Source organism: Martinezella rhizogenes, from assembly GCF_007002745.1.
GTDB lineage: Bacteria > Pseudomonadota > Alphaproteobacteria > Rhizobiales > Rhizobiaceae > Agrobacterium > Agrobacterium cucumeris.
In genome coordinates this window covers 649,002-673,180 of record NZ_SGNY01000001.1, presented here as the reverse complement: position 1 = coordinate 673,180, position 24,179 = coordinate 649,002, and the positions used below count along the sequence as shown (strand labels likewise).

General features: G+C 58.3%; 23 protein-coding genes and 3 tRNA genes. 3 read left to right on the top strand and 23 right to left on the bottom strand.

Features of this window, described 5'->3' with window-relative positions; genetic code table 11:
- Window positions 1–15: 15 nt before the first annotated feature.
- The 23 genes from EXN68_RS03410 to EXN68_RS03300 form a co-directional block, all read right to left on the bottom strand.
- Window positions 16–1,323, bottom strand: coding sequence for a lipoprotein-releasing ABC transporter permease subunit (locus EXN68_RS03410; protein WP_142839616.1), 1,308 nt, complete (start codon window positions 1,321–1,323; stop codon window positions 16–18).
- A gap of 128 nt (window positions 1,324–1,451) precedes the next feature.
- Entirely contained in the window at window positions 1,452–2,774 is a 1,323-nt protein-coding gene (gene proS / locus EXN68_RS03405) for a proline--tRNA ligase (protein ID WP_142839615.1), read from the bottom strand.
- A gap of 702 nt (window positions 2,775–3,476) precedes the next feature.
- On the bottom strand, window positions 3,477–3,782 hold the full coding sequence (locus EXN68_RS03400; RefSeq protein ID WP_052818535.1) for a DUF1467 family protein: 306 nt from the start codon (window positions 3,780–3,782) through the stop codon (window positions 3,477–3,479).
- Between the two features lie 349 nt (window positions 3,783–4,131).
- Window positions 4,132–5,799: a ribonuclease J gene (locus EXN68_RS03395; protein WP_142839614.1), complete on the bottom strand. Its 1,668-nt coding sequence runs from the start codon at window positions 5,797–5,799 to the stop codon at window positions 4,132–4,134.
- Between the two features lie 207 nt (window positions 5,800–6,006).
- Entirely contained in the window at window positions 6,007–6,747 is a 741-nt protein-coding gene (locus EXN68_RS03390; protein WP_161991178.1) for a biotin--[acetyl-CoA-carboxylase] ligase, read from the bottom strand.
- 26 nt (window positions 6,748–6,773) lie between these two features.
- The gene (gene nuoN, locus EXN68_RS03385) at window positions 6,774–8,216 is read right to left on the bottom strand and encodes an NADH-quinone oxidoreductase subunit NuoN (RefSeq protein ID WP_142839612.1); all 1,443 of its coding nucleotides are present in this window, start codon (window positions 8,214–8,216) and stop codon (window positions 6,774–6,776) included.
- An 18-nt stretch (window positions 8,217–8,234) separates the two neighbouring features.
- The gene (locus EXN68_RS03380) at window positions 8,235–9,746 is read right to left on the bottom strand and encodes an NADH-quinone oxidoreductase subunit M (protein ID WP_142839611.1); all 1,512 of its coding nucleotides are present in this window, start codon (window positions 9,744–9,746) and stop codon (window positions 8,235–8,237) included.
- Window positions 9,746–11,743: an NADH-quinone oxidoreductase subunit L gene (nuoL, locus tag EXN68_RS03375; RefSeq protein ID WP_142839610.1), complete on the bottom strand. Its 1,998-nt coding sequence runs from the start codon at window positions 11,741–11,743 to the stop codon at window positions 9,746–9,748. The genes EXN68_RS03380 and nuoL overlap by 1 nt, the downstream gene beginning before the upstream one ends.
- Window positions 11,744–11,750: 7 nt before the next feature.
- Window positions 11,751–12,059 (bottom strand): NADH-quinone oxidoreductase subunit NuoK, encoded by a 309-nt coding sequence (nuoK, locus tag EXN68_RS03370; RefSeq protein WP_003521516.1) that lies wholly within the window; start codon window positions 12,057–12,059, stop codon window positions 11,751–11,753.
- A 27-nt stretch (window positions 12,060–12,086) separates the two neighbouring features.
- Window positions 12,087–12,701, bottom strand: coding sequence for an NADH-quinone oxidoreductase subunit J (locus EXN68_RS03365; RefSeq protein ID WP_052818538.1), 615 nt, complete (start codon window positions 12,699–12,701; stop codon window positions 12,087–12,089).
- A 137-nt stretch (window positions 12,702–12,838) separates the two neighbouring features.
- Window positions 12,839–13,330 carry an NADH-quinone oxidoreductase subunit NuoI gene (nuoI, locus tag EXN68_RS03360; RefSeq protein WP_142839609.1) on the bottom strand — a complete coding sequence of 164 codons (492 nt, stop codon included), beginning with the start codon at window positions 13,328–13,330 and terminating at the stop codon, window positions 12,839–12,841.
- A gap of 36 nt (window positions 13,331–13,366) precedes the next feature.
- On the bottom strand, window positions 13,367–14,413 hold the full coding sequence (gene nuoH / locus EXN68_RS03355; RefSeq protein WP_006312706.1) for an NADH-quinone oxidoreductase subunit NuoH: 1,047 nt from the start codon (window positions 14,411–14,413) through the stop codon (window positions 13,367–13,369).
- A 13-nt stretch (window positions 14,414–14,426) separates the two neighbouring features.
- On the bottom strand, window positions 14,427–16,508 hold the full coding sequence (gene nuoG, locus EXN68_RS03350; protein WP_142839608.1) for an NADH-quinone oxidoreductase subunit NuoG: 2,082 nt from the start codon (window positions 16,506–16,508) through the stop codon (window positions 14,427–14,429).
- Between the two features lie 149 nt (window positions 16,509–16,657).
- A complete protein-coding gene (nuoF, locus tag EXN68_RS03345) occupies window positions 16,658–17,962 on the bottom strand; it encodes an NADH-quinone oxidoreductase subunit NuoF (RefSeq protein ID WP_080817174.1) in 1,305 nt (434 codons plus the stop codon).
- A gap of 10 nt (window positions 17,963–17,972) precedes the next feature.
- Window positions 17,973–19,079: an NADH-quinone oxidoreductase subunit E gene (locus EXN68_RS03340; protein ID WP_127756140.1), complete on the bottom strand. Its 1,107-nt coding sequence runs from the start codon at window positions 19,077–19,079 to the stop codon at window positions 17,973–17,975.
- Between the two features lie 16 nt (window positions 19,080–19,095).
- On the bottom strand, window positions 19,096–19,356 hold the full coding sequence (locus EXN68_RS03335) for a hypothetical protein (protein WP_020012327.1): 261 nt from the start codon (window positions 19,354–19,356) through the stop codon (window positions 19,096–19,098).
- Window positions 19,356–20,546: an NADH-quinone oxidoreductase subunit D gene (locus tag EXN68_RS03330; RefSeq protein WP_020012326.1), complete on the bottom strand. Its 1,191-nt coding sequence runs from the start codon at window positions 20,544–20,546 to the stop codon at window positions 19,356–19,358. Before EXN68_RS03330 ends, EXN68_RS03335 begins: the two co-directional genes overlap by 1 nt.
- 1 nt (window position 20,547) lies before the next feature.
- The gene (locus EXN68_RS03325; protein ID WP_142839607.1) at window positions 20,548–20,976 is read right to left on the bottom strand and encodes a GFA family protein; all 429 of its coding nucleotides are present in this window, start codon (window positions 20,974–20,976) and stop codon (window positions 20,548–20,550) included.
- The gene (locus EXN68_RS03320; RefSeq protein ID WP_046800314.1) at window positions 20,973–21,575 is read right to left on the bottom strand and encodes an NADH-quinone oxidoreductase subunit C; all 603 of its coding nucleotides are present in this window, start codon (window positions 21,573–21,575) and stop codon (window positions 20,973–20,975) included. The genes EXN68_RS03325 and EXN68_RS03320 overlap by 4 nt, the downstream gene beginning before the upstream one ends.
- A 20-nt stretch (window positions 21,576–21,595) precedes the next feature.
- Window positions 21,596–22,180, bottom strand: a complete 585-nt coding sequence (locus EXN68_RS03315) for a NuoB/complex I 20 kDa subunit family protein (protein ID WP_003496467.1) — start codon at window positions 22,178–22,180, stop codon at window positions 21,596–21,598.
- Window positions 22,171–22,536: an NADH-quinone oxidoreductase subunit A gene (locus EXN68_RS03310; RefSeq protein ID WP_046800315.1), complete on the bottom strand. Its 366-nt coding sequence runs from the start codon at window positions 22,534–22,536 to the stop codon at window positions 22,171–22,173. The genes EXN68_RS03315 and EXN68_RS03310 overlap by 10 nt, the downstream gene beginning before the upstream one ends.
- 436 nt (window positions 22,537–22,972) lie before the next feature.
- A tRNA-Asp gene (locus tag EXN68_RS03305) sits at window positions 22,973–23,049 on the bottom strand.
- Between the two features lie 42 nt (window positions 23,050–23,091).
- Window positions 23,092–23,168: transfer RNA gene (locus tag EXN68_RS03300), tRNA-Asp, on the bottom strand.
- Window positions 23,169–23,320: 152 nt separating this feature from the next.
- Here EXN68_RS03300 and EXN68_RS27575 point away from each other — a divergent pair.
- The 3 genes from EXN68_RS27575 (at window position 23,321) to EXN68_RS28060 (ending at window position 24,136) form a co-directional block, all read left to right on the top strand.
- Window positions 23,321–23,599 (top strand): hypothetical protein, encoded by a 279-nt coding sequence (locus tag EXN68_RS27575; protein WP_193559494.1) that lies wholly within the window; start codon window positions 23,321–23,323, stop codon window positions 23,597–23,599.
- A 15-nt stretch (window positions 23,600–23,614) separates the two neighbouring features.
- Window positions 23,615–23,690 (top strand) — tRNA-Val (locus EXN68_RS03295).
- Window positions 23,691–24,001: 311 nt separating this feature from the next.
- Window positions 24,002–24,136, top strand: coding sequence for a hypothetical protein (locus EXN68_RS28060; protein WP_271044297.1), 135 nt, complete (start codon window positions 24,002–24,004; stop codon window positions 24,134–24,136).
- Window positions 24,137–24,179: the final 43 nt, after the last annotated feature.

Sequence of the window (24,179 nt, the reverse complement as noted above, 5' to 3'; positions counted from 1 at the left end):
ATTGCGAAGCGGTCCTTATTCGTAACGCAGGGCCTGCACCGGATCGAGCTTGGAAGCCCGCCATGCTGGAAAGATCGTTGCCAGGAAAGAAAGCGTCAGCGCCATGATGACGACGGTGATGGTCTCGCTGATATCCATTTCGGCCGGCAGCTGGCTGAGGAAATAAAGCTGCGGGTCAAACAGCACCGTACCGGATATCCAGGAAAAGAACTGCCGGATGGATTCCACATTGAGGCAGACGATGACGCCAAGCGCCACGCCGGCAAAGGTGCCGACCGTGCCGATGGCCGCTCCGGTCATGAAGAAGATACGCATGACCGCGCCGGAACTGGCCCCCATGGTGCGCAGAATGGCGATATCGCTGCCCTTGTCCTTCACCAGCATGATGAGGCCGGAAATGATGTTCAGCGCCGCCACCAGAACGATGAGGGTGAGGATCATGAACATCACGTTTCTTTCCACCTGCAGGGCGGAAAAGAAGGTCTGGTTCCGCTGTCGCCAGTCGGTGATATAGATCTGCCGTTCGGCGGCCTGCTCCACCAGCGGCCGGATGCCGTCGACGTCATCGGGGCGGCTGACATAAAGCTCGATGGATTGCACGATGCCGTCGGCATTGAAATAAAGCTGGGCTTCAGACAGCGGCATATAGATCATCGACGCGTCATATTCTGACATGCCGATCTCGAAGACGCCTGATATCTTGTAGGATTTGACGCGCGGATTGACGCCCATCGGCGTCACGTCGCCTTCCGGCGAAATGAGCGTGATGTCATCACCCGCCGTCACGCCAAGCTGTGCGGCAAGCCGCGAGCCGACCAGAACGCCGTCGCCCGCCATGAAGCCGACGAGATCGCCGGTCTTGATGTTGCTGGCAACTTCCTTGATCTTGTCGATATCCTCCTGGCGCACGCCACGCACCAGCGCGCCGGAGCCTGCGCCGCCACGGCCGGAGGCCAATGTCTGGCCTTCCACCAGCGGCAGGGCCATGGTGACACCCGGCACGGCTGAAAACTTCTTCGCCAGCTCATCATAATTATTGAAGGGCTGGTCGATCGGCTGGACAATCATATGGCCGTTAATGCCGAGAATGCGCGAAATCAGCTCGGTACGAAAACCGTTCATGACAGCCATGACGATGATGAGCGTTGCAACGCCCAGCATGATGCCGACAAAAGAAAAACCGGCGATGACGGAAATGAACGCTTCCTTGCGCCGCGACCGCAGATAGCGCCAGGCCACCATGCGTTCAAAAGCGGAAAAAGGCCGGGCGGTCTTTTCCCGGGCGGAAGGAGCCGCACCCTTGTCAGCATCGGCTTTTGCCATGTCGTCTCCCTGATCTCAATCTGCAGGATCGGTCTTTTCCAAAGATCGGTCCCAATCGTAACGGCGCCTGCGCCATAAAACCGGAGCGGTCTTCGCATGAAGGCCGCTCCCATCTTTCCGTTCGTTGCTTAGGCAAGCGCCTTGTTCATTGCCGCCTCGATTGTGACGGTTTCACGTTCACCGGTCTTGCGGTCCTTCACTTCGACTTCGCCATTCGCAACAGAACGCGGGCCGACGATGATCTGCATCGGCACACCGATCAGATCGGCGGTGGCAAACTTCTGGCCCGCACGGTCGTCGGTATCGTCGTAAAGAACATCCTTGCCGGCGTTGGAGAGCTGATAATACAGCTTTTCGCAAGCCGCATCACAGGCCGCATCGCCAGCCTTCATGTTGATGACAACAACATCAAAAGGCGCGACGGAGGCCGGCCAGATGATTCCGTTCTCATCATGCGATGCTTCAATGATGGCGGGAACAAGGCGTGTCGGGCCAATGCCATAGGAACCCATGTGGACAGGATGTTCCTTGCCGTCCTTGCCCTGCACTTTCGCGCCCATCGGCTCGGAATATTTGGTGCCGAAATAGAAGATGTGGCCAACTTCGATACCGCGTGCGGAAAGACGCTCACCATCCGGAATGGCATCATAGGCTGCTTCGTCATGCATTTCGGAGGTGGCGGCATAATCGGCCGTCCACTCATCGAATACACCCTGAAGGGCTGCGACATCGTCAAAGTCGGTGTTTTCGGCCGGGATGGCACGGTCGAGGAAGCTCTTGTGGCAGAAGACCTCGGATTCACCGGTATCGGCCAGGATGATGAATTCATGGCTGTGATTGCCGCCGATCGGGCCGGTATCGGCGCGCATGGGAATGGCGCGCAGGCCAAGGCGCTCGAAGGTGCGCAGGTAAGCCACGAACATCTTGTTATAGGAGTGGATCGCGTCTTCCTTGGTCAGGTCGAAGGAATAGGCATCCTTCATCAGGAACTCACGCGAACGCATGGTGCCGAAACGCGGACGCACTTCATCGCGGAACTTCAGCTGGATATGGTAAAGGTTCAGCGGCAGGTTCTTGTAGGACTTCACATAGGAACGGAAGATGTCGGTGATCATCTCCTCATTGGTGGGGCCATACAGCATCTGGCGGTCCTGGCGGTCCTTGATGCGCAGCATCTCCTTGCCGTAATCGTCATAACGGCCGCTTTCCTGCCAGAGCTCGGCGGTCTGCAGCGTCGGCATCAGAAGCTCGATGGCGCCGGAACGGTCCTGCTCCTGACGGATGATCCTGTTGACCTTGTCCAGCACGCGCTTGCCGAGCGGCAGCCAGGAATAAATGCCAGCCGATTGCTGCCGGATCATGCCTGCGCGCAACATCAGGCGGTGGGAGACGATCTCCGCTTCCTTGGGATTTTCCTTCAGGATGGGCATGAAATAACGGCTGAGACGCATGACGGCTTCCATTGATGTGGACGACGGCGCGCAAAGGCGCGGGAATCGCCCCGAATAAAGGGATATTGGCGCCGGATATAGCCGTTTCCCGCCAAGAAGAAAACCCGCCATGAAAAGAGCGTTGAAGGCGATTTCGTGGCATTTTCGAGATAGCTAATTCGCGTCAAAACGCTTTGACCGGAATATTATTCTTGATCCGGTGCGACAAATTGCACCACAGAGAATTTTTTGCCGACTGTAACAAATATGCAAAAAATGAGATGACAAGCATGGGTGATTGAGCTAGCTTTAGCTTACAAAAGAGGCAAGAAGTTTAAATTCTTGTCATTTTCGCGGTCAGTCTTGGGAGGATCAGATCTTAGGCGCGCTCGTCGCTGCCCCGGCAACGGTTACAGATCACGCGAAACTTGGAAAACAAGGCTGAAAGGCCTTGTTTTTTTTTGATTCAACACATGGCAACTCCCCGGCGGACTATTCCGGTGAAATTGTGACGGTGAATCAGCCGCCCAATATGCTTATGCTGTGTGCACGACAGAGATGACATCCATATGACAAGCCGCAGATACGCCTTGCAGCGACACGGATAGTGCTGCCCTATTTTCGGTCATCCCGGTTTTGAGGTGGACTGCATTCGCTACGTTGCAGACGTGACGGAGCCACGTTTTCCAGGTCACGAATGCGGTGGAATCAAGCTCCGATACTTCAGTCGTAAACCGGGACAATTCTCGGGAGATCATCAAGGCTGAAACCGAACCACCAGGATCCACCGTACCACACACCACAGATCAGCGCCGATATCAGTGTTGTCCACAGGACGATGCGGCCGCCTCGGAAGCGGGATGGCGCGCTGGCAATGGTGCCAAGCGCCACATCGCCGTCTTCCGCCTGGGTGCGAAGTCCAATCGGCAACACAACAAAAAGCACCGTCCACCAGACGATGAAATAAACGGCGAAGACCGAAAGAAGCGGCATGTGATCCTCCTGCACAATGGGCTTCTTGTAACGCATTCATCCGTAAAGCGGAATCACTTCTCGGCAAGAAGCGCAAAAAGCCCTGGAAGCAGGAACAGAACCGTGCTGGCGACGTCGTCCAATGGGAAGAAAAGTCAGGCCAATTGTGCCGACGTCATCCTCGGGCCTGCCCCGAGGATCCGCCAACATATTGATTATTCGGCGCCGTTAGATCCTCGGCACATGGCCGAGGATGCCGTTGAGTGAATGTTCACCCTTCACCACCGACTTCAAGGGGATTGCAGCCTGTCCGGAAATTCAAACCGGACAGCAGTGGGACAAGCCCGGGGTGACGGAGTGCGGATGACACAGATCGCCCGACACATCAGTCTTGCGCGCCTCCGGCTCAAACCTTGGTGACAAAAACCGTTACGATCGGCTTCTTGCCCCAGGTCTGGTTGGCAGCAGCGCGAACGGCGCGGCGCACCGCTTCACGCAGCAGTTCCAGATCCTTGCGACGGGCGCGGGGAATGCTTTCCACAGCACCGAGAACCGCGTCGTAAAGCGTGTCCTCCATGTCCTCGCCCTCGTCATCGAATTCCGGCAGGCCGAAGGGCACGACATCGGGATCGCCGAGGAAGTCGTAACGGCTGTCCAGCACCACGTTGACGGAGACGTGACCGGCGAAGGACAGCTTGCGGCGATTGCTGATGCCCATCTCATCCATATCGCCGATGAGATTGCCGTCCTTGAAGACGCGGCCATGCGGCGCATCATCGATGACTTCCGCAGGACCGGGGGCCAGACGCAGAATATTACCGTTGCGCACCTTCGGCACCTGCGAAATGCCGGCCTGCTCGGCCAGTTCCTTCTGCGCCACCAGATGCGCCGCCTCGCCATGGACAGGCACAACGATCTGCGGCTTCGTCCACTCATACATCTTCAGAAGCTCGTTGCGGCGTGGATGGCCGGAAACGTGGACCAGAGCCTCATTGTCAGTGATGATATGGACGCCCTGCTCGATCAGCCCGTTCTTGATATCGATGATGGCCTTTTCATTGCCGGGAATGGCGCGAGAGGAAAACACCACCGTGTCACCGGAAGCGAGCGCCACATTGCGCATCTCGTCACGCGAAAGCTTGGCAAGCGCGGCACGCGGTTCACCCTGCGAACCGGTCAGAATCAGCACCACCTTGTCGCGTGGAATATAGCCATATTCGTCTTCGGCCAGAAATGGCTGGATGCCTTCCATGATGCCGAGGTCCTGCGAGACGTTGACAACGCGCTTCAGCGACGAGCCAAGCAGCAGCACCTCACGGCCCGCCGCCTCTGCCGCCTGGGCAATCGAGCGGATACGCCCGACATTGGAGGAGAAGGTGGTAACGGCGACACGGCCCTCGGCATTTTCAATGATCTGGCGCAGGCCTTCGGAAACCTCGTGTTCGGAAGGCGACACGCCATCGCGTACCGAGTTGGTGCTGTCGCACATCAGCGCCAGCACGCCCTCTTCGCCGATGGCGCGGAAACGGGCCTCATCCGTCAACGGCCCGAGCGACGGAGCCTCATCGATTTTCCAGTCGCCGGTATGGATGAGATTGCCGAGCGGCGTGCGGATGACCAGCGACATTGGCTCCGGGATGGAGTGATTGACGCCGACGGCCTCGATTTCGAACGGACCAACATTGATGCGGTCGCCCGCCTTGAAGGGAGTGATCGGAATTTCGGCGCGGCTGCCTTCATAGGCGCGCTTGGCTTCCAGCATGCCGGCGGTGAAACCCGAGGCATAGACCGGCACGTTGAGGCCCGGCCACAGATCGTTCAGCGCGCCGTAGTGATCCTCATGGGCGTGGGTGATGATGATGCCTTTGAGGTTTTTCTTCTGCTCGGCGATATACGTGATGTCAGGCAACACCAGATCGACACCCGGCAGATCGAGACCGGCAAAGGTCACGCCGCAATCCACCATGATCCATTCGCGCTTGCCTGCCGGACCGTATCCGTAAAGCGCCAGATTCATGCCGATTTCACCGACGCCGCCAAGCGGCAGGAAGACCAGTTCGTCCTGTTTAGCCATTGTTCTTTTTATCCATTCACGAGCGCGTGTGGACGACGGCACTTTGCCGCGCCCCGCGCATGTTTGCAGCATCGGACCTGTTGAACCATCTGATCGACCGGGCCGATGCGGAGCCGGTCTGCCATCCTGCTTTTTATGAGCTGCAGGAAAACTCCAACCTGTGGGATCGGGTTCGGCGCGGCATTTTATAAAGCCGCACCGTTCACCTCATCCAAAAAACACGTCGCCGGCTGCAATGGAGCGCCTTGCGCCCTCGTCCTCGTCCAGCAGCAGATAACCATTATCATCAATTCCGACGAAACGCCCGCCGATCGAACGATCCGGGAAATTGACGGTGATATGTTCGCCGATACCGCAGGCAGCCTCCCGCCAGCCAGCCATGACACCGGCGACGCCCCTGCCCTCATCCCAATCTCGCAGCACATCCGCCGTTTCCCGAAAGAGATGCGCGAAAAGCTCATCGGCAGAGCAGGAAGCGCCGTGTTCGGACAGCATGGTGACGGGATAAAGCGGATTATCCGGCTTATGGGCGATATTGATACCGATGCCGATGACGATTGCCCGCCGCCCATCCGGCAGAAGCTCCGCTTCCATCAAAATGCCGCAGGTTTTCTGACGGCCAATCAGCACGTCGTTCGGCCATTTGATCTCAAGCGGCGCGCCGCCTGTCGGCAAGACCGCGCGGATGGCGCGATAGACAGCCAGTGCAAAGGCAAGCGGCAAAGAGCCGATACGGTCCATCGGCGCAGGATCGATGAGGAGGAGCGAGGCGTAGAGATTACCGGGTTCGGAGACCCATGGCCGGCCGCGACGCCCGCGCCCGCCGGTCTGGCGGATGGCGGTAACCCACAGATTGCCGCCATCGCCCGCCCTTGCACGGGCGAAACATTCGATGTTGGTCGATGGCGTTTCCGCCATCGCCTCGTGCCGGAAGTCATCGATGGACATCCGGCCCGTATGCCGCGGCGTATCGATCAAAAGAACGTCTTTGCTGCAACCGTGACGGCATTGCCAAGCGCACCGCCAAAGACGACGAAAGCGACAACGAACAGACCCGAAAGCGCATAAACCACCTTCAGTTCGCCCGCCGGACGCTCGAAGCTGCCCTTGGCTTCATCAAACCACATGACCTTGACAATACGGATATAATAATAAGCGCCGACCACCGAGCCGATCACACCGATGACGGCCAGCGGATAGAGCTTGGCTTCGATCGCAGCAAGGAAGACGTAATATTTGCCGAAGAAGCCGGCGAGCGGCGGAATGCCGGCAAGCGAGAACATCAGGATCGTCAGAACCACCGCCATGAAGGGGTTGGTGGACGAAAGCCCGGCCAGATCCTCGACATTTTCGACATTGCCGATTTCCTTGCGGCGCATGGAGAGAATGCAGGCGAAGGTGCCGAGCGTCATGACCATGTAGATGGTCATGTAGAGAATGACGCCCGAAATGCCTGCCTGCGTGCCAGCGGCAAGACCGACCAGCGCATAACCCATGTGACCGATGGAGGAATAGGCCATCAGGCGCTTGATGTTCTTCTGGCCGATCGCGGCAAACGAGCCGAGCAGCATCGAAGCGATGGAGATGAAAACGACGATCTGCTGCCAGTCGGCAAAGACCGGCTGGAAAGCGTCAACGACGATGCGCACGAAGATCGCCATGGCGCCGATCTTGGGAGCCGCCGAAAGGAAGGCGGTGACCGGGGTCGGCGCGCCTTCATAAACATCAGGCGTCCACATGTGGAACGGCACGGCCGAAATCTTGAATGCAAGGCCGGCGAGAACAAAGACCAGACCGAAGACGAGGCCGAGCGAACGGGTTTCCGACGCAAGAACCTGGGCGATTTCACTAAAGCCGGTATTGCCGGTGAAACCATAGACCAGCGACATGCCGTAAAGCAGCATGCCGGAGGACAGCGCGCCGAGAACGAAGTACTTCAGGCCAGCTTCCGTGGAGCGCAGGCTTTCACGGTTGATGGCGCAGACGACGTAAAGTGCCAGCGACTGCAGTTCCAGCGCCATGTAGAGCGAGATCAGGTTGTTGGCCGAGATCATCAGCAGGATGCCAAGAGTCGCCAGAACCAGCAGCACCGGATATTCGAAACGACCGATCGGCTCGAAGCGGCCCTGGCCGACAGCGAGGATCATGGCGGTAATGGAGCCGATCAGCGCCAGCACCTTCATGAAATTGCCGAAGGAATCGGCGATGTAGACACCGCCGAAGGCAACGCCCGACGCCGGGGCGAAAATGATCCAGAGACCGACGACGAGCAGGAGGGCAACGGCAAGGCCGGTTACCGTCGTTGTCGACTTGTCGCCCGAGAAGACGCCAATCATGAGCAGCGCCAGCGCGCCGACCGCAAGGATCAGCTCGGGCGTCGCAATGTGCAGACTGGCAAAAAGGATTTCAGCGGTCATGTCCAACGGGTCCTGTCGTCAATTCATAGAGAGCGCAACATTTTGCGCCGCCTGCAATGCAGCCGAATAGTTGTTTACCAGAAGATCGACCGATGCGGCTGTCGCATCGAACACCGGTGCCGGATAGACACCGAAGAAGATCGTCAGCGCAACCAGCGGATAAAGGATGACCTTTTCGCGGGTTGACAGATCGAGCATCGACTTCAGGCTTTCCTTCTCGAGCGCGCCGAAGATCACGCGGCGGTAAAGCCACAGCGCATAGGCTGCCGAGAGGATGACGCCGGTTGCCGCAAACAGTGCGACCAGCGTGTTGGCACGGAAGACGCCGACCAGGGTCAGGAATTCACCAACGAAGCCGGAGGTGCCGGGCAGACCGACATTGGCCATGGTGAAGATCATGAAGGCGACGGCATATTTCGGCATATTGTTGACGAGACCACCATAGGCGGAAATCTCGCGGGTATGCAGCCGGTCATAGACAACGCCGACGCAGAGGAAGAGCGCGCCAGACACGATACCGTGCGACAGCATCTGGAAGATCGCGCCCTGCACGCCCTGAACGTTGGCGGCAAAGATGCCCATGGTCACGTAACCCATGTGGGCGACGGAAGAATAGGCAATCAGCTTCTTGATGTCGTCCTGCATCATCGCCACCAGCGAGGTGTAGATGATGGCGAGTACCGACAGCGTGAAGACGAAGGGGGCGAAATAGTCCGAAGCCAGCGGGAACATCGACAGCGAGAAGCGGATGAAACCGTAACCGCCGAGCTTCAGCATGACGCCGGCAAGAATGACGGAGCCTGCAGTCGGTGCCTGAACGTGGGCGTCGGGCAGCCAGGTGTGTACCGGCCACATCGGCATCTTCACCGAGAAGGCTGCAAAACAGGCAAGCCAGAGCCAGGTCTGCATGCCGGCCGGGAAGCCGTATTTCAGCAGTTCCGTCATGTCGGTCGTACCGGACTGCCAGTACATCGCCATGATGGCGAGCATGGTCAGAACCGAGCCGAGCAGCGTGTAGAGGAAGAATTTGTAGGACGCGTAGACGCGATCCTTGCCGCCCCAGACGCCGATGATGATGAACATCGGGATCAGCGTCGCTTCGAAGAAGACGTAGAAGAGAACCGTATCCAGCGCCACGAAGACGCCGATCATGACGACTTCCAGAAGCAGGAAGGCGATCATGTATTCCTTTACGCGCTTCTCGATCGATTCCCAGCTTGCCAGCACGCAGAAGGGCATGAGGAAGGTGGTGAGGATGACGAACAGCATGGAGATGCCGTCGACACCCAGATGATAGGCAGCGATGTTGCCGAACCAGGCGTGTTTTTCGACCATCTGGAAACCGGGATTCGAATTATCGAAACCGATCCAGATGAACAGCGATACGAGGAATGTGAAAACGGTCGTCAGCAGCGAGACATTGAGAATGTTGCGGCGACCATAAGGGCCGTTCTCATTTGTCAGCAGCAGGAGCACCACGCCGACGAGCGGCAGAAAGGTGACCGTTGAAAGAATAGGCCAATCGGTCATCAGAGGGCACTCCCGAGCATCATCCAGGTGACAAGCGCCGCGATGCCGATCAGCATCGCAAAGGCATAATGATAGAGGTAACCGGATTGCAGGCGGACCATGCGGTTGGTCACGTCAACCACACGCGCTGCAATGCCGTTCGGTCCATAATGGTCGATGACGGCGACGTCGCCCTTCTTCCACAGGAAGCGGCCGAGCGCCTTTGCGGAACGAACGAAGAGGAAGTCGTAGAGTTCGTCGAAGTACCACTTGTTGAGGAGGAACTGGTAGAGGCCACGATGGGTCGCTGCCAGACGCTTCGGCGTCTCCGGCGACTTGATGTACATGTACCAGGCGGTCACGAAACCAAGGGCCATGGCGAAGAACGGGCTCCACTTCACCCACAGCGGCACGTGGTGGAATTCCTCGAGGATTTCATTTTCCGGAAGCGTGAACAGAGCGCCCTTCCAGAACTCGGCATATTCGTGGCCGAAGAAATAACCCTCGAAGGCAACACCGGCAAAGATCGCGCCAACCGTGAGGATGAAAAGCGGGATCAGCATGACCATCGGCGATTCATGCACATGGTGCATGACGTCGGCAGATGCGCGCGGCTTGCCGAAGAAGGTCATGAAAGCCAGACGCCAGGAATAGAAGCTGGTGAACAGCGCGGCGATGACCAGCAGCGTGAAGGCGAAACCGGACAGAACCGAATGGGACGCGTAAGCGGATTCGATGATGACGTCCTTCGAGAAGAAGCCGGCAAAACCGATCATCGTGCCCGGAATACCGACGCCGGTCAGCGCCAGAGTGCCAACGGTCATGGTCCAGAAGGTGATGGGGATATGCTTGCGCAGGCCACCCATGTAACGCATGTCCTGCTCGCCATCGACGGCATGGATGACCGAGCCGGCGCACAAGAACAGCAGGGCCTTGAAGAAGGCGTGCGTAAAGAGGTGGAATACGGCAGCGCCATAAGCGCCGACGCCGAGCGCCACGAACATGTAACCGAGCTGCGAGCAGGTCGAATAGGCAATCACGCGCTTGATGTCGTTCTGCACGAGGCCGACGGTTGCCGCGAAGAAGGCGGTGATCGCACCGATCAGCGTCACGACGGTCAGCGCATCCGGCGACAGCTCAAACAGCGGCGACATGCGGGCGACGAGGAAGACGCCGGCGGTGACCATGGTTGCGGCGTGAATGAGGGCAGACACCGGGGTCGGGCCTTCCATCGCGTCCGGCAGCCAGGTGTGCAGCAGGAACTGCGCCGATTTACCCATGGCGCCCATGAAGAGCAGCAGGCAGACGCCCGTTATCGCATTGGCCTTGTCCAGCTGCATGCCGAACAGGTTGATGACGGTTTCGCTGGAAGCGGCACCTTCGGCCGGCAGATAGGTGCTGGCGGCAGCGAAGACGGTTTCGAGATTGATCGAGCCGAACAGCACGAAGACGCCGGAAATGCCGAGGATGAAGCCGAAGTCACCGACGCGGTTGACGATGAAGGCCTTCATGGCGGCTGCAGAAGCCGAAGGTTTCTTGAACCAGAAGCCGATCAGCAGATAGGACGCCAGACCCACGCCTTCCCAGCCGAAGAACATCTGCAGCAGGTTGTCGGAGGTCACCAGCATCAGCATGGCGAAGGTGAAGAGCGACAGATAGGCAAAGAAGCGCGGACGATGCGGATCGTGGTGCATGTATCCGATCGAATAAAGGTGCACGAGCGTCGAGACCGTGTTGACCACGACGAACATGACGGCCGTCAGCGTATCGATGCGGAAAGCCCATTCGACGTCGATGCCGCCGGACTGGATCCAGCGCAGGACAGTAACCTTGATCACCTCGCCCGGCTCACCATGGGCGAGTGCCACGGTGAAGAAGACGATCCACGACAGGATGGCGACCACGATCATCAGACCGGTGGTGACATATTCCGACGCCTTGGCGCCGATCGAGCGGCCGAACAGGCCGGCGATCAGGAAGCCGATCAGTGGAAGAAAGACGATAGCCTTGTAGATCATAGCCTTATCAGCCCTTCATCATATTGACGTCTTCGACGGCGATCGATCCGCGGTTGCGGTAGAAGACAACGAGTATTGCAAGACCGATGGCCGCTTCGGCAGCTGCGACGGTCAGAATGAACAAAGCGAAGACCTGGCCGACGATATCGTTCAGGAAGGCCGAGAAGGCCACCATGTTGATGTTGACCGCAAGCAGGATAAGCTCGATCGACATGAGGATGACGATGACGTTCTTCCGGTTGAGGAAGATGCCGAACACGCCGATCGTGAAGAGGATGGCGCTGACCGTCAGGTAGTGGGAAAGACCGATTTCCATATTCTGTTTCCTTGGATCCGTTCGCCTTCAGATGCCCTGGCCCGGCTTGACCTTGACCGTGGTGACGGCGGTCTTCGGGTCGCGGCCGACCTGCGTGGAGATATCCTGCCGCTTGATGTCGGTGCGATGACGCAGGGTCAGCACGATGGCGCCGATCATGGCCACCAGCAGCACGAGACCGGCGAGCTGGAAGAAGTAGACATAATTCGTATAGAGCACATCACCGAGCGCGGCAGTATTGGTGCGCTCTGCGGCCGGCGGGATCGGCATGGTGATCGATTTTGCCGCAACCGGGTTCAGAACGCTGCCGCCGACCACGACGATCAGCTCGGCAGCCAGAATGACGCCGATCAGCGCACCGACAGGCGCATATTGCAGCACACCGGAGCGGAGCTCGGCAAAATCCACATCCAGCATCATGACGACGAAGAGGAAGAGCACCGCGACCGCGCCGACATAGACCACCAGCAGGATCATGGCGAGGAACTCGGCCCCCGTCAGCAGGAACAGCGCGGCTGCGTTGAAGAAGGTCAAAATCAGGAAGAGCACCGAATGAACAGGGTTCTTCGATGCGATGACCATGAACGCAGACGCCACGGCGACGAAAGCGAATATATAAAAGAATACAGCGTGCAGACCCATCTTGGTGCCTTCTTGTCCTCATCGGGAGAAGATGGCTTCAAGCCCCCTCACCCGTTTCGTCCCCGCCGGCGAAAACCGCGCAGGCATTTTACTTTTTCATCGCTTTCCGGGGTCTCCCCCGGAAAGACGGTTGCACCTTAACGGTAAGGTGCATCCAGTGCGAGGTTGCGCGCGATTTCACGCTCCCAGCGGTCGCCATTGTCGAGAAGCCTCTGCTTGTCGAAATAAAGCTCCTCGCGGGTTTCCGTCGCGAATTCGAAGTTCGGGCCTTCGACGATGGCATCCACCGGGCAGGCTTCCTGGCAGAAGCCGCAATAGATGCACTTCACCATGTCGATATCGTAACGCACCGTGCGACGGGTGCCGTCATTGCGGCGCGGACCGGCCTCGATGGTGATCGCCTGAGCGGGACAGATGGCTTCACACAGCTTGCAGGCGATGCAGCGTTCTTCACCGTTCGGATAACGGCGCAGCGCATGTTCACCACGGAAGCGCGGAGAGACCGGGCCCTTTTCGAAAGGATAGTTCACCGTCGCCTTCTGCTTGAAGAAGTGGCGCATCGTTAGCAGGATCGCGCCGACGAACTCCTTGAGGAACAGTGAATTGACGGCTTGGGAGAGGCTTGCCATCTCAGTCTCCAGATCTTTGAGCGAGGAGTTTGGACATCAACCGGCCCACCCCGTCAGCTTCAATACGAATGCAACGATCACGACCATCGCGAGCGACAGCGGCAGGAAAACCTTCCAGCCAAGGCGCATGAGCTGGTCATAACGGTAACGCGGAACGAAGGCCTTGGTGAGCGCGATCATGAAGAAGACCATGCAGCCCTTCAGCGCGAACCAGACGATGCCCGGCACCCAGTTCAGGAACCACACATCCACGATCGGCAGCCAGCCGCCAAGGAACAGGATCGTCGTCAGGCAGCAGATCAGAACGATCGCAGCATATTCGCCGAGCATGAACATCATGTAAGGCGTCGAGCCATATTCGACCATATGACCGGCGACAAGCTCCGATTCCGCTTCCGGAAGATCGAAGGGCGGACGGTTGGTTTCGGCAAGGCCGGAAATGAAGAACACGATGAACATCGGGAACAGCGACAGCCAGTGCCAGTCGAGGAACGAGGCCGGCAGGCCGATCATCGTGCCGAGGCCGGTGCGCTGGGCAAGAACGATATCCGTCAGGTTCAGCGAGCCGACGCAGAGTAGAACCGTGACGATGACGAGACCGATCGACACTTCATAGGACACCATCTGCGCGGCCGAACGCAGCGCGCCGAGGAACGGATATTTCGAGTTCGAAGCCCAGCCGCCCATGATGATGCCGTACACTTCAAGCGAAGAAATCGCGAAGATGTAGAGAATGCCCACATTGATATTGGCGACGACCCAGCCATCGGCGAAGGGAATGACCGCGTAGGTGGCGAGCGCCAGCGTCACGGCAACCAGCGGCGCCAGAAGGAAGACCGCCTTGTTGGCGCCGGCCGGAATGACCGGTTCCTTGAGGATGAACTTCAAAAGGTCGGCGAAGGACTGGAAGAGACCGAAGGGACCAACAACGTTCGGACCACGGCGCAGCTGCACGGCCGCCCAGACCTTGCGGTCGGCAAGCAGAAGGAAGGCGATGGCCACCAGAAGGCAAACGAGAAGCAGCAGGGACTGGCCGACCATGATCAGCGCGGGCCAGACGTAGCTCCAGAAAAACTGTTCCATAAATCCCCTACCCTTACTCTGCCGCAGCCTGGAAATTGTTGCGGGCCAATGCGGAACACTCGGCCATGACGGCGGATGCACGCGCAATCGGGTTCGTCAAATAAAAGTCTTTTACCGGCGAAGCAAACGCCGACTTGTTGAGCGAGCCGGTCTTGCCGGCCAAAGCCTCGATATCCGTAGCCTTGCCGGCGACGATCTCGTCGGTTTCCGCCAGATTCGGATGCGCGACATAAAGCTGACCGCGCAGCGCCGACAGCGAATCGAACGGCAGCTTCTTGCCGAGAACGTCGGACAGCGCACGCAGGATCGCCCAGTCTTCGCGAGCTTCGCCCGGTGCGAAACCGGCGCGGTTGCCCACCTGCACACGGCCTTCGGTGTTGACCCAGATACCGGATTTTTCGGTATAGGCCGCACCCGGAAGGATGACGTCGGCGTTCATCGCGCCCTGATCGCCATGGCTGCCGATATAAACGGTGAACTTGGCGCCCTTGTTCGACAGATCGAGTTCATCGGCGCCGAGCAGGAAAAGAACATCCATGGAGGCGACCATTTCAGCGGCGGCAACACCGCCCTCGCCCGGCACGAAGCCGATATCGAGACCGCCAACGCGGGCAGCTGCAGTGTGCAGAACGGAGAAACCGTTCCACTCTTCGCTGACAGCACCGACCGAAACGGCGAGCTTGGCAGCAGCAGTGAGCACGGCGGCACCATCGGCGCGGGCAAGAGCGCCCTGACCGATGATGATCAGCGGGTTCTTGGCGGACTTCAGCTTGTCAACGAAGCTGTGCGAGCCATTGGCCAGATCGGAGAGCGTTTCAGCACCCGAGCCGAGATATTCATAATTGTAGCGCAGTTCACCAGCTTCGCCGATCACGCCGATCGGGAAACCGCCACGACGCCAGCGCTTGCGGATGCGGGCGTTGAGGACAGCCGCTTCGAAACGCGGGTTAGCGCCAACGATCAGCAGTGCGTCCGCCTGCTCGATGCCTTCAATGGTGGAATTGAAGATATAGCTGGCGCGACCCAAAGACGGATCAAGCGCTGCGCCATCCTGACGGCAATCGACATTGGCCGAACCGAGCGAGGCGAGAAGCGACTTCAGCGCGAACATTTCTTCAACGGAAGACAGATCGCCGGCGATCGCGCCGATCTTGTTGCCGGATGTTGCGGCAACAGCCTGCTTGATCGCACCGAAGGCTTCGCCCCAGGTGGCGGGCAGCAGGCGGCCATCCTTGCGGACGTAAGGCCGGTCAAGGCGCTGCGTCTTCAGGCCGTCCCAGATGAAGCGGCTCTTGTCGGAAATCCACTCTTCGTTGATCGCCTCGTTGACGCGCGGCATGACGCGCATGACTTCGCGGCCACGGGTATCGACGCGGATGGCCGAACCGAGCGCGTCCATCACGTCGATGGTTTCGGTCTTGTTCAGTTCCCACGGACGGGCGGTGAAGGCGAAAGGCTTGGAGGTGAGCGCGCCGACCGGGCAGAGGTCAACAACGTTGCCCTGCAGCTCCGAGGTCATGGCCTGCTCGAGATAGGTGGTGATTTCGGCATCTTCGCCGCGGCCGATAAGGCCCAGTTCGGCGATACCGGCAACTTCCGTGGTGAAACGGACGCAGCGCGTGCAGTGGATGCAACGGTTCATGACCGTCTTGACCAGCGGTCCGATATATTTGTCTTCAACCGCGCGCTTGTTTTCCGCATAACGCGAACCGGCGATACCGAAGGCCATGGCCTGGTCCTGCAGGTCGCATTCACCACCCTGGTCGCAGATCGGGCAATCCAGCGGATGGTTGATGAGCAGGAATTCCATCACGCCTTCGCGGGCCTTCTTGACCATCGGCGTATTGGTGAAAACCTCAGGCAATTCGCCGTTCGGGCCGCCGCGAACATCGCGCACGCCCATGGCGCAGGAGGCGGCCGGCTTGGGCGGTCCGCCCTTCACCTCGATGAGACACATGCGGCAGTTACCCGCGACCGACAAGCGCTCATGAAAACAAAAGCGCGGAACTTCGGCACCAGCCTCCTCGCACGCCTGCAACAGCGTGAAATGATCCGGAACCTCGATCTCTTTACCGTCAACCTTGAGCTTTGCCATGGTTCTACTTACGTCCTGTTGCCTGTTCGTCCCATGTCTCACACGGTCCGCAACAAATCCTTAATCGCGCCCGGCATCCGAAGGTTTGCCAGACGTTTCATGGTGTTGCGGGGCCGGAAATTTCCGGCTCCGCTCGAAGCCTTCGATGCTTATTCAGCGGCTTCCAGAACAGCGCCATCATCCATGGCCCTGTAGGTATATTGGTCGATGCGCTTTTCGATTTCCGGACGGAAATTGCGGATCAGCGCCTGTACCGGCCATGCGGCGGCGTCGCCGAGCGCACAGATGGTATGGCCTTCGATCTGCTTGGTCACTTCAAACAGCATGTCGATTTCGCGCTTCTGCGCATTACCCTTGACCATGCGCTCCAGCACGCGCCACATCCAGCCGGTGCCTTCGCGGCACGGCGTGCACTGGCCGCAGCTTTCATGCTTGAAGAAAGCCGCGATGCGGGCAATCGCCTTGATGACGTCGGTGGACTTGTCCATGACAATCATGCCGCCGGTGCCGAAGGAAGACTTCACTTCGCGCATGCCGTCAAAGTCCATGATGGCGTCCTTCATGTCCTCACCGCGCACGATGGGGCAGGATGCGCCGCCGGGGATGACGCCAAGCAGATTGTCCCAGCCGCCGCGAATGCCACCGCAATGGTGTTCGATCAGTTCACGGAAGGACAGGCCCAGCGCATCTTCGAAGGTGCACGGACGCTCCACATGGCCTGACACCATGAACAGCTTGGTACCGACATTGTTCGGACGGCCGATCCCCGAGAACCAGGCAGCGCCACGGCGCAGGATGGTCGGCGCAACGGCGATCGATTCAACGTTGTTGACGGTCGTCGGGCAGCCGTAAAGACCCATATTGGCCGGGAACGGCGGCTTGAGGCGCGGCTGGCCCTTCTTGCCTTCAAGGCTTTCGAGCAGAGCCGTCTCTTCACCGCAGATATAGGCACCCGCGCCGTGATGGACGTAGATGTCGAAATCCCAGCCATTCTTGTTGTTCTTGCCGAGCAGGCCGGCATCGTAGCACTCGTCGATGGCCGCCTGAAGCGCTTCACGCTCACGCATATATTCGCCGCGCACGTAGATATAGGCGGTATGCGCGCCCATGGCGAAACCGGCGATCACGCAGCCTTCGATCAGCGTATGCGGATCATTGCGCAGGATTTCGCGGTCCTTGCAGGTGCCGGGTTCGGATTCGTCGGCGTTGACGACGAGATAATGCGGACGGCCGTCATTTTCCTTCGGCATGAAGGACCATTTGAGACCCGTCGGGAAGCCAGCGCCACCGCGACCGCGAAGGCCGGAAGCCTTCATCTCGTTGATGATCCAGTCACGGCCCTTTTCGATGATCTGCTTGGTGCCGTCCCAATGGCCGCGCGCTCTCACGCCCTTCAGGGACTTGTCCTTGAGGCCGTAGAGATTGGTAAAGATGCGATCCTGATCTTTTAACATGCTTCACCTCTTACCGCGGCTTCTTGCCGAAGACCCTGATATACTCGGCTTCGCCACCCTTGGCGAGCGCCTCGGCCTGCTTGATCCACTCGTCGCGTTCGATGCGGCCCTTGAAATTCAGATAACCGTCGACCCAGTCGCATTCGGCCTTTTTCCAGCCGGCGACCTGCGCGAAGGTGAAGATGCCGAGCTCGTGCAGCGTGCCTTCGATCTTCGGACCAACGCCGGAAATGAGCTTCAGGTCGTCAGGCGTCGCCGGGCGTTCGATGCCGGCCGGACGATCCTTGGAATCGAGCGACGGCTTTGCCGCCGCAGCCGTTCCGGAAGCTTCCTTTTCGACGGTCTTTACATTGGCTTCCGCAGCCTTCGGCTCATTCGCCGGCGTCTTCAGCTTCGGATCGGTTTCCGGCGCGTCCGTCTTCGGCTTGGCGGCATTGGACGGCGGAACCGGTGCGGCATCCGCAGGCACTTCGGCCGGCTTGTCGAGATTGGAACGGTCAGGCTTGATCTCTTCCGTCAGCGTCGTCAATCCACCGACTGGAACCGACTCGTGACGGTCGATCTGCGGGCCGGTCTTGACCGTGTCACCCTTGCCTGCCTCGAACGTGTCGATGATTTCTTCCAGGCGCTCGGGCGTCAGGTCCTCATAGGCATCCTTGAAAATGATGACCATCGGCGCGTTGACGCAGGCGCCCTGACATTCCACTTCTTCCCAGGACAGCGTGCCGCTCTCATTGGTGTGCAGCGGATCGTGGTGGATCTTCTTGCGGCAAACATCCATCAGCGCTTCGGAACCGCGCAGCATGCAGGGCGTGGTGCCGCAGACCTGAACGTGGGCGCGCGTGCCGACCGGCTTCAGCTGGAACTGGGTATAGAAGGTCGCCACTTCCATGACGCGGATATAGGCCATATCCAGCATGTCAGCGATCTTTTCGATGGCGGCGCGGGTAACCCAGCCGTCCTGCTCCTGCGCACGCATGAGCAGCGGGATGACAGCCGATTGCTGGCGTCCCTCGGGATATTTCTTGATCGTCTTTTCCGCCCAAACGGTATTATCCGCGTTGAAGGCAAACGCCACGGGCTGGAACTGATCTTCGGCTAGTCGACGAACGGACATACTTCCTCACGCCTTTTCAGTTTAACGTCTCACAACGCGATCTCGCCACCGTGACGAATTCGCAGGCGTAAGCCGCCTTGTCTTTTTGCATGAACACAATGAACTTGCTGCCATTCGGAACCGAGGCCTTGATCTCGTATCCCGACGACAGAAGCTGCTTGATGGTTGAACCGCCGCCGCTTGACAGCGACACGCCGCCCTCATCCGTCGCCGTCTGGGCGAGAACGGGGGCAGACATCGCAGCAAGAAGAGCCAATATGGCCAGCGGCAGACGCATCAGCGGTCGACCTCCCCGAACACGATGTCGAGGGAGCCGAGCACGGCTGTAACGTCAGCAAGCTGATGGCCCTTGCACAGGAAATCCATCGCCTGCAGATGCGCATAACCCGGAGCGCGGATCTTGCAGCGGTAAGGCTTGTTAGAGCCATCGGCGACCACATAGACGCCGAACTCGCCCTTCGGCGCTTCGACGGCGGCGTAAACTTCGCCGGCGGGAACGTGGTAACCTTCGGTGTAAAGCTTGAAGTGGTGGATCAAAGCTTCCATCGACCGCTTCATCTCGCCGCGCTTGGGCGGAACCACCTTGCCGTCAAGCGAGGAGACCGGGCCGATGCGATGCTTGCCGGACAGAAGATCAACGCACTGCTTCATGATCTTTACCGATTCGCGCATTTCCTGCATGCGGATCAGGTAGCGATCATAGCAGTCGCCGTTCTTGCCGACGGGAATGTCGAATTCCAGATCGGAATAGCACTCGTAAGGCTGCGAACGACGCAAATCCCAGGCAGCGCCCGAGCCACGCACCATCACGCCTGTGAAACCCCAGGCAAAGGCGTCTTCAAGCGAGACGACGCCGATATCGACGTTACGCTGCTTGTAGATGCGGTTGTCGGTCAACAGGCCTTCGATATTGTCGAGAACGGTGAGGAACGGATCGCACCACTTGCCGATATCGTCCACCAGCTCCGGCGGCAGGTCCTGATGCACGCCGCCCGGACGAACGTAAGCCGAGTGCATGCGGGCGCCACAGGCGCGCTCATAGAACACCATCAGCTTTTCGCGCTCTTCGAAACCCCAGACCGGGGGCGTCATGGCACCAACGTCCATGGCCTGCGTCGTGACGTTCATGATGTGCGACAGGATGCGGCCGATTTCCGAATAAAGCACGCGGATCAGCTGGCCGCGCATGGGGATTTCAAGGCCGAGCAGCTTTTCGACGGCGAGCGCGAAAGCGTGTTCCTGGTTCATCGGCGCGACGTAGTCGAGACGGTCGAAATAGGGAACTGCCTGCAAATAGGTCTTGGTCTCGATCAGCTTTTCGGTGCCGCGATGCAGAAGACCGATATGCGGATCGACGCGCTCGACGATTTCGCCGTCCAGTTCCAGAACCAGACGCAGCACACCGTGCGCGGACGGGTGTTCCGGACCGAAGTTGATCGTGAAATTGCGGACGTTATGCTCAGTCATTCTAGTGCTCCGCCGAGGTGATCATGGCGATGAATTCGGGGCCGGTCATGTTCTGCGTGGTTTCTGCGAAAGAATAGCTCGAAGGCTTTTCATCCGTGAAAATCTGCGACGCGAACGTGAAACTGGAAGGGTTGTCGAAAGCCTGTAGCGACACGGCCAGATGTTGGCCATCCTTGGAACGCCACATCAAGGTGCTGCCGCAATTCGTGCAGAAGCAACGCTCGCCCCATTCCGAGGAGGAAAAGACGCCAAGGTGTTCTTCGTTTTCAAAGGAAACGCCGGTGCATTCGACAGCCATGAACGCACCGCCGGACCAGCGGCGGCACATGGAGCAATGGCAAACGCCGAATTCGCGGGCGCCAATGCCGGCATTAAAGCCAACGGCGCCGCAAAGACATTGTCCATGCTCTGTCGCGGGGGCTTGGCTCATTGCTTGGCCTTTTCGTCACCCGGGAGAACATATTCGGTTCCTTCCCAAGGGGAAAGGAAGTCGAAGTTACGGAATTCCTGCTTCAGTTCGACCGGTTCATAAAGAACCCGCTTCAGAACGTCATCGTAACGCACTTCCACAAAGCCGGTAACCGGAAAATCCTTGCGCAGCGGATGGCCTTCAAAACCGTAATCCGTGAGGATGCGGCGCAGGTCCTTATGGCCCTCGAAAGGAATGCCATACATATCCCAGGCTTCGCGCTCGAACCATTCCGCGCCCATGTAGACGGAGGTCGATGAAGGAACGCCCTCGTCTTCCGCCACTTGCAGCTTGATGCGCACGCGCAGATTCTGGCGCGGCGACAGAAGATGGTAGACGACATCGAAACGCTTTTCGCGCTGCGGCCAGTCAACGCCGCAAATATCGATGATGTTGACGAAACCGCACTGCACATCGTCGCGCAGGAAGGTCAAAAGCGCAATCACGCTTTCAGTTGTCGTGTTCAGCGTCAGCTCGCCATAGGCGATATCGGCAGATACCACGAGAGAACCGCGCGCTTCCTTAACGTAAGCAGCAAGATCGTTGAGAGCTTCGCTCATTATCTATCCGTCCTTTGCCCTTAGCGCTCGATCGTACCGGTACGCCGGATCTTCTTCTGCAGCAGAAGAACGCCGTAAAGCAGCGCTTCCGCCGTGGGGGGACAGCCCGGAACGTAAATATCCACCGGCACGACACGGTCGCAACCGCGCACCACGGCGTAGGAATAGTGGTAATAACCGCCGCCATTGGCGCAGGAGCCCATGGAAATGACGTAACGCGGCTCAGGCATCTGGTCATAGACCTTGCGCAGCGCCGGCGCCATCTTGTTGGTCAGCGTGCCGGCAACGATCATCACGTCAGACTGGCGCGGCGAAGCGCGCGGGGCGACACCGAAGCGCTCCATGTCATAACGCGGACCGGAAGCCTGCATCAGGCCTTCAACGGCGCAGCAGGCGAGACCGAACTGCATCCACATCAGGGAGCCGGTACGCGCCCAGGTGATCAGCTCGTCGGTCGAGGTGACGAGGAAGCCCTTGTCGGCCAGCTCGTCATTGATTTCCGTGAAGTAGGCATCGTTGCTGCCAACAGGCTTGCCGGTCGAGGGATCGATGATCCCCTTCGGCTGCGGCGCAACGAGCGTGCTGTTGTTCTGGCTCATGCCCATTCCAGCGCTCCCTTCTTCCACTCATAGATAAAGCCGATGGTGAGGACGCCAAGAAACACCATCATCGACCAGAAACCGAACCAGCCCATGTCACCGAAGGACACCGCCCACGGGAACAGGAAGGCCACTTCCAGATCGAAGATGATGAAGAGGATCGACACCAGGTAAAAGCGGATATCAAACTTCATGCGGGCGTCGTCGAAGGCATTGAAACCGCACTCGAAAGCGGAAAGCTTTTCCGGGTCCGGCGCCTTGTAAGCGACAGCAAACGGCGCAATGAGAAGCGCCAGGCCAATGACAAGAGCGATACCGATGAATATTGCGATCGGAATGTAGGAACTGAGGAGTTCAGTCATGGTCTCTTCCTTGCCCGGCCGGGTGCCGGACCTGCCTTTGCGACTGATAAGTCTCAAGGCGCACAAATATGTTGCAACGCCAAAGTGGTTAGCGCAGCCGCGCCCTCTCTGCAAGAGTTTAGGCACCATTTCAAGACACCTGCCGCATTGATTGGCAACAATATTGCCCGAATTGACGCAAATTTGGGCCACAATTCCGACCTAAGCCCCTCAAATACAATAATAATCGATTGAAGGACGCAACCGCAAAAAAGTCACACGAATTTTACGTCAAAAAGGCACCGAAGTGACGATTTTCAGAAATCGAAACTTGAGTGAAAAAGGCAGGAAAAATCGTGCTTGCGCGGAGCGGAATCAGGCGGTGAAATCGCCCATGCAAACGCGCCTGGCTGGCGCTTCGGATGGCTTTTTCTGGGAGTCATTTCAGGAAGAGAAATGGCGCGAGTGACGGGGCTCGAACCCGCGACCTCCGGCGTGACAGGCCGGCACTCTAACCGACTGAGCTACACCCGCGCATCGCAGATATTCATCTGCGTTTATTTCCGAGGAACAGGATGGCGCGAGTGACGGGGCTCGAACCCGCGACCTCCGGCGTGACAGGCCGGCACTCTAACCAACTGAGCTACACCCGCATCTCCTGACGGACAGGACCTTGTCCCGCCGTACGAACCAGCCTCGGCTGTTCGTTGAGCGGCTAACTACGGCGTTCGTGCGGGGGTGTCAAGCAGGTTTCACGACAAAAGAATAAGCTTCTGCATTTTGATCGGGAAAAACTGAGAGGCCTATGACGGGCGCTGGCGCAAATGCCCTGTTCTGCAGGCTTTTCCCAACGAAAACAAAAAACTTGTCCACAGCCATGGGCGTCTCAGGCAAGATTTCCGCCTGTCTCTCAAGGTCGCTTGCGGATTCGTTTTTACCGGAAAGCCCGCAGTTCCCGGCTTTTCGCCGCCAACCTTCGATGAAGGGAAAAGCTGTCGGCAAAAAAAACAAAAAAACTTCACAAAAGCCCTTGCGGTTTTTTTCCGATCCGAATACATCACGGCCACCGACGCGGCGGACATGATCCGAGACACGCGAAGGGCGATTAGCTCAGTTGGTAGAGCGCCTCGTTTACACCGAGGATGTCGGGAGTTCGAGTCTCTCATCGCCCACCATTTCCAAGCCTATAGAATTTTTGAGCTTGAAGCCGAATGTCAATCGGATGCGATTTCTATTTTCCGTAAATTCTTCGCAGAGGGAATCGCCCCCTGCCCCACTCATCAATGGATGTCGGGGCTGCGTTTCAGGCGGATGGAATCGTCTTGCGATTTTTCCCATGCCAAATCGGTACTCCTGTTTCAGTTTCCGACAGCTTCTCCCAGTCCCTGTATCACCCCGCAACATACCGAAAAATAAGCAGATTCAGACTTTTTAAACAGATTTCGGGCATTGTTTTCGAGCCGTTTCATGATGAACGGTAGAAATAATGGATGAAACCATGATCGACGCGTTTGTAACACTCGCGCTTATTGCGCTGCCTGTTTATATTTTCTTCCGTTGGGTCCAGCAGGACTCGGAAAAAAGCGATACTCCGAAAAGCAAGAACTCCATGGGGCGGTGATCCTTTATCATCGGTCCGCAGCTTTTCCCCCCAATAGCCCCCG

What these genes read in the sequence shown, in the direction of transcription:
- nuoL (WP_142839610.1), bottom strand. Translation starts at nt 11,743, where the DNA reads ATGATCTACAAGGCTATCGTCTTTCTTCCACTGATCGGCTTCCTGATC.
- nuoG (WP_142839608.1), bottom strand. Translation starts at nt 16,508, where the DNA reads ATGGCAAAGCTCAAGGTTGACGGTAAAGAGATCGAGGTTCCGGATCAT.
- EXN68_RS03410 (WP_142839616.1), bottom strand. Translation starts at nt 1,323, where the DNA reads ATGGCAAAAGCCGATGCTGACAAGGGTGCGGCTCCTTCCGCCCGGGAA.
- EXN68_RS03320 (WP_046800314.1), bottom strand. Translation starts at nt 21,575, where the DNA reads ATGAGCGAAGCTCTCAACGATCTTGCTGCTTACGTTAAGGAAGCGCGC.
- nuoF (WP_080817174.1), bottom strand. Translation starts at nt 17,962, where the DNA reads ATGTTAAAAGATCAGGATCGCATCTTTACCAATCTCTACGGCCTCAAG.
- EXN68_RS28060 (WP_271044297.1), top strand. Translation starts at nt 24,002, where the DNA reads ATGGATGAAACCATGATCGACGCGTTTGTAACACTCGCGCTTATTGCG.
- EXN68_RS03335 (WP_020012327.1), bottom strand. Translation starts at nt 19,356, where the DNA reads ATGCGTCTGCCGCTGGCCATATTGGCTCTTCTTGCTGCGATGTCTGCC.
- EXN68_RS03365 (WP_052818538.1), bottom strand. Translation starts at nt 12,701, where the DNA reads ATGGGTCTGCACGCTGTATTCTTTTATATATTCGCTTTCGTCGCCGTG.
- nuoH (WP_006312706.1), bottom strand. Translation starts at nt 14,413, where the DNA reads ATGGAACAGTTTTTCTGGAGCTACGTCTGGCCCGCGCTGATCATGGTC.
- EXN68_RS03325 (WP_142839607.1), bottom strand. Translation starts at nt 20,976, where the DNA reads ATGAGCCAAGCCCCCGCGACAGAGCATGGACAATGTCTTTGCGGCGCC.
- proS (WP_142839615.1), bottom strand. Translation starts at nt 2,774, where the DNA reads ATGCGTCTCAGCCGTTATTTCATGCCCATCCTGAAGGAAAATCCCAAG.
- EXN68_RS03315 (WP_003496467.1), bottom strand. Translation starts at nt 22,180, where the DNA reads ATGGGCATGAGCCAGAACAACAGCACGCTCGTTGCGCCGCAGCCGAAG.
- EXN68_RS03310 (WP_046800315.1), bottom strand. Translation starts at nt 22,536, where the DNA reads ATGACTGAACTCCTCAGTTCCTACATTCCGATCGCAATATTCATCGGT.
- EXN68_RS03380 (WP_142839611.1), bottom strand. Translation starts at nt 9,746, where the DNA reads ATGACCGATTGGCCTATTCTTTCAACGGTCACCTTTCTGCCGCTCGTC.
- EXN68_RS03330 (WP_020012326.1), bottom strand. Translation starts at nt 20,546, where the DNA reads ATGACTGAGCATAACGTCCGCAATTTCACGATCAACTTCGGTCCGGAA.
- EXN68_RS03400 (WP_052818535.1), bottom strand. Translation starts at nt 3,782, where the DNA reads ATGCGTTACAAGAAGCCCATTGTGCAGGAGGATCACATGCCGCTTCTT.
- EXN68_RS27575 (WP_193559494.1), top strand. Translation starts at nt 23,321, where the DNA reads ATGACGGGCGCTGGCGCAAATGCCCTGTTCTGCAGGCTTTTCCCAACG.
- nuoN (WP_142839612.1), bottom strand. Translation starts at nt 8,216, where the DNA reads ATGACCGCTGAAATCCTTTTTGCCAGTCTGCACATTGCGACGCCCGAG.
- EXN68_RS03390 (WP_161991178.1), bottom strand. Translation starts at nt 6,747, where the DNA reads ATGTCCATCGATGACTTCCGGCACGAGGCGATGGCGGAAACGCCATCG.
- EXN68_RS03340 (WP_127756140.1), bottom strand. Translation starts at nt 19,079, where the DNA reads ATGTCCGTTCGTCGACTAGCCGAAGATCAGTTCCAGCCCGTGGCGTTT.
- EXN68_RS03395 (WP_142839614.1), bottom strand. Translation starts at nt 5,799, where the DNA reads ATGGCTAAACAGGACGAACTGGTCTTCCTGCCGCTTGGCGGCGTCGGT.
- nuoK (WP_003521516.1), bottom strand. Translation starts at nt 12,059, where the DNA reads ATGGAAATCGGTCTTTCCCACTACCTGACGGTCAGCGCCATCCTCTTC.
- nuoI (WP_142839609.1), bottom strand. Translation starts at nt 13,330, where the DNA reads ATGGCAAGCCTCTCCCAAGCCGTCAATTCACTGTTCCTCAAGGAGTTC.